Source organism: Candidatus Benthicola sp. (genome assembly GCF_058719085.1).
Genome location: NZ_JBZQEK010000186.1, coordinates 1 through 4,699, shown reverse-complemented (window position 1 = coordinate 4,699; position 4,699 = coordinate 1). Strand labels below are relative to the sequence as shown.

General features: G+C 67.0%; 1 protein-coding gene. It reads right to left on the bottom strand.

Annotated features, from left to right (window positions below; translation table 11 throughout):
• Positions 1 to 113 precede the first annotated feature (113 nt).
• On the bottom strand, positions 114 to 4,661 hold the full coding sequence (gene rpoB / locus AC36XV_RS13130) for a DNA-directed RNA polymerase subunit beta (protein WP_492204141.1): 4,548 nt from the start codon (positions 4,659 to 4,661) through the stop codon (positions 114 to 116).
• Positions 4,662 to 4,699 lie beyond the last annotated feature (38 nt).

Below are 4,699 nucleotides of genomic sequence, written 5' to 3'. Positions count from 1 at the left end.
CCGGCGAGGCGATCTTGATCTGCATCCAGTCGAAGTCCGAAGACCCGGCTCCGCGATGGCGGGGGAAATCGATCATCCTGTGTGACCCCTCTGTCGCTGAATATGCATCTGCGTCACTGCGCGAAAATCGAATCGTCGTCGTCGCTGCCCAGCGTCACGCTGAGGCCGAGCGCCTGAAGCTCTTTCACCAGCACGTTGAAGCTCTCCGGCACGCCCGGCTTGGGCAGGTTGTCGCCCTTCACGATCGCCTCGTACGCCCGGCTGCGGCCGGTCACGTCGTCCGACTTGACCGTGAGCATCTCCTGCAGGGTGTGCGCGGCCCCGTAGGCCTCGAGCGCCCACACCTCCATCTCACCGAAGCGCTGGCCTCCGAACTGCGCCTTTCCGGCGAGCGGCTGCTGCGTCACGAGGCTGTAGGGCCCGATCGAACGGGCGTGAATCTTGTCGTCCACCAGGTGCGAGAGCTTCATCATGTAAATCTCGCCCACGGTCACGTCGGCGTCGAAGGGCTCGCCCGTGCGCCCGTCCCGAAGCCGCATCTTTCCGCCCGGCTTGATCCCGGCCGCCAGCATGAGCTCGACCACCGCCGCGTCCAGACCCGACGTGATCGACCTCTGCCCGGAGAGCTCCGCCGCCGCCGGCCAGCCCTCTTCCGTGAGCTTCGCGGACGTGGTCGCTCCCGACGACGCACGCGCCACCTCGAGCACGTAGCTCCCGAAGGCCTGCAGGTAGGAACGGGCCTTCGCATCCGTGCCTTTCTGCAGATACGCGTCCAGGCTTCGGCCCAGTCCGGCCGGATGGCCGTTCTTCTCGGGCGTGAAATCGCCTTCGTACGACTGGATCGCCCGGACCAGAGTCTGGATCACCTCGGCGTCGGTCTCCGGCGGCTCGATCTCCCGAGCGAGGAACCGGCCCGCCCAGGCCGCCCCGCCGAGTTTCAGCAACCCGCCGATCGCGTCTTCCGCCGCCCCCTGGAACACCGGGGTCTGGGCCCGGAACCCGAGCTGGGCCGCTGCCCATCCGAGGTGGGTCTCGAGGATCTGTCCCACGTTCATCCGGCTCGGCACGCCGAGCGGATTGAGCACGATCTCCACCGGCGTCCCATCCGGCAGGACCGGCATGTCCTCCTCCGGCACGACCCGCGCGATGATGCCCTTGTTCCCGTGGCGCCCGGCCATCTTGTCGCCGACCGAGATCTTCCGCTTCTCGGCCAGGTACACCTTGACCAGCTGCACGACGCCCGGAGAGAGCTCGTCGGCCTGGAACACCCGGTCGATCGCCTCCTCCGTGCGCTCGCGAATCCGCTCGATCCGGCGCTTCGCCTCATCGATCAGGCGGCGTACGCGCCGGTTGGCCACGTCGTTCTTGACCTTGAGGGTGCTCAGGTCGACCTCGTGGAAGTCCAGGTCGGAGAGTGCCTTCTTGCCGAGCTTCGTGCCCTCCTTGAGGAGCGGCTCGATCGTCCCGCGACGCAGGAGCAGGGCCACGGTCTGCCCCTCGAGCAGCGAGTGGAGCTCTTCGTCCCGGGCCTCGGTGATGCGGCCGATCGCCTCGCGCTCGGTCTCACGGAGCCGTGCGATGCGCTCGCCGTGCTCCCGCTCGAGCAGCGGATCGTCGATCCGCCGCGAGAAGATCTTCACGTCGATGACGGTGCCCTCGACACCGGGCGGCACCCGGAGAGAGCTGTCCTTCACGTCCTTGGCCTTCTCTCCGAAGATCGCCGTCAGGAGCTTCTCCTCCGGCGACAGCTCCGTCTCGCCCTTGGGGGTGATCTTCCCGACCAGGATGTCTCCCGTCTTCACGCTGGCCCCGATGCGGACGATGCCGCGCTCGTCCAGGTCGACGAGAGCCTCCTCCGCCACGTTCGGGATCTCGACCGTAATCTCCTCGGTGCCCCGCTTCGTGTCCCGGACGTGCAGCTCCAGCTCCTGGATGTGCACGGAGGTGAAGGCGTCGTTCTTCACGAGCGCCTCGCTGATCACGATGGCATCCTCGAAGTTGTGTCCGTACCACGGCATGAACGCGACGGTCACGTTCCGGCCGAGGGCCAGCGCTCCGTGGTCGGTGGCCGCTCCATCGGCGATCACCTCGCCGGACTTCACGGTCTGTCCCACCCCGACGATCGGACGCTGGTTGATGGCCGTGTCCTGGTTGGTGCGCCAGAATTTCTTCAGCCGGTAGCGGTCGTACTGCGACAGACGCATGAGGGGCTCGTCCTCCTTCGCCCCCTTCCGCGCTCCCGTGTCGATCACGATCTCCTCGGCGGTCACGCGGGTGACCTTGCCCCCCCGCTTCGCCGTGATCACGGCGGCGGAGTCGGCCGCCACCTTCTCCTCCAGACCGGTGCCCGCCAGGGGCGCGTCCGGGAAGAGAAGCGGCACCGCCTGCCGCTGCATGTTCGAGCCCATGAGGGCCCGGTTCGCGTCATCGTGCTCGAGGAACGGGATCAGCGCCGGCGACACGGCCACCAGCTGATCCGGTGCGACGTCCATGAAATCGATGTCCTCGGGCGGCAGCAGCGGATAGTCGTCCCGCCGCCGGCACAGCACGAGATCCTTCACGAAGCTGCCATCCGGGTTGAGGGCGGCGTTCGCCTGGGCGACCGCGAAGTCCTCCTCCTCGGAGGCGGAGAGCCACTCGATCTCGTCCGTCACGATGCCGTCCACGACCTTCCGGTACGGCGTCTCGAGAAAGCCGAGCTCGTTGAGCCTCGAGAAGGTCGTCATCGAGGTGATGAGGCCGATGTTGGGTCCTTCCGGCGTCTCGATCGGACACATGCGGCCGTAATGCGAGTAGTGCACGTCGCGAACTTCGAAGCCCGCGCGCTCCCGGCTGAGCCCGCCCGGCCCGAGGGCGCTGAGACGCCGCTTGTGCGTCAGCTCGGCGAGCGGATTCGTCTGATCCATGAACTGGCTGAGCTGCGAGCTGCCGAAGAAGGCCTGGATCACCGCGCTCACCGTGCGCGCGTTCACCAGGTCGTCGATGCTCATCTTGTCCGGATCGCTGTTGATCGACATGCGCTCGCGAACCAGTCGGGCCATGCGCGACAGGCCGACGGAGAACTGGTTGGCGATCAGCTCGCCGATGGATCGCACGCGCCGGTTGCCGAGGTGATCGATGTCGTCGGTGTATCCGCGACCCTCGCTCAGCTCGATCAGGTAGCGCACGATCGCCACGAAGTCCGAGGGCGCCAGCACGGTGGTATCGGCCGTCGGCACCTCGATGTCGAGGAGCCGGTACACGTCCCGCAGGCGGTGATTCACCTTGTGGCGGCCGACGCGACCGAGGTCGTAGCGCTTCGGGTTGAAGAACAGGCGGTCCAGTGCGGTACGCGCCGTCTCGATGTTGGGAGCCTCTCCCGGCCGGACGAGCGAGTAGATGTTCCGCAGCGCCTCGGCCTCTCCACCGGTCGGATCCTTCGCCAGGGTGTTCTTGATCAGAGGCGACTCGCCCCGCGGTCCGCCCGTGAACACGAGCGCATCCCGCACGCGCTTCCCCCGCAGCTCCTGGAAGAGATCGACCGTCAGCTCGTCTCCCCGCTTCGCCAGCACCTTGCCCGACTTCGGATCCTCGACGTCCGCGGCGAGCATCGGCTGGACGCTCCAGTCGCGACGCATGGTGAGGTCCTCGTACGAGCCCCGCAGGGGGATGAACGCCGCACTCGAGAACACCTCGATGCGCTCCACTCCTGCCCGCAGGAGGCGATCGTACAGGTCATCCGTGAGCTCCTCGCCGCGCCGCGCCACGAAGGCCGTCGGCTCGTCGAACACCGGCACGGACTCGATCCCCGACTCCGCGAATCTCCGCGCGAGCGTGTCGTCCAGGCGCTCGCCCGTCCGGGCCAGCACTTCGTCGCCTGCCGTCACGTCGTCGGCCAGCCACATCGGCTCGGCGGTGGCCGGATCGAAGGCGTCCAGCGCCTGGTCGCGCGGATCTTCCTCGTACTCCGCGTCCAGGATCGACTCCACGAGCGGCGTTCCGATGACCTCGCGGCGGATCGTCCGGTCCTCCGAGATCTCGTTCAGCAGCACCTCGCGGTGCTCGTAGAACAGCTCCAGGATGTCGGCATCCGTCCCGTGCCCGAGAGCCCGCAACAGAGCCGTGGCCGGGAACTTCTTCCGCTTGTCGATGTGGACGTGGATCACGTCGTGAATGTCGAGCGTGAACTCCACCCACGAGCCCCGGAACGGGATGATCCTCGCCGAAAACAGGCGCGTTCCGTTCGGGTGCACGTTCTCCTCGAATACCACGCCGGGCGAGCGATGGAGCTGGCTCACGATGACGCGCTCCGCACCGTTGACCACGAAGGTGCCGTGATCGGTGAGAAGCGGCAGGTCTCCCAGGTAGACTTCCTTCTCCAGGATGTCCGCCGGGCGACGCTCGTCGTCACCGAGGTCTTCCCACAGGACCAGGCGCAGCGTGGCCTTCAGGGGCGCGGCATACGTCATGTCGCGCTCCATGCACTCGTCCACCGAGTACTTGGGCTCGCCGAGCGAGTAGTCCTGGAACTCCAGAGAGTAGTTCCCGTTCACGTCCTCGATCGGGAAGATCTCCTTGAAGATCCGCTCCAGCCCCACGTCGCGGCGATCGCCCTCCGTATCGGGCTGCAGCAGCCGCTCGAAGGCCTGGATCTGCACGTCGAGGAAGTGGGGAGTCTCCATCGGCGAGTCGAGCTTCGCGAAAGAGACCACCGATCCGT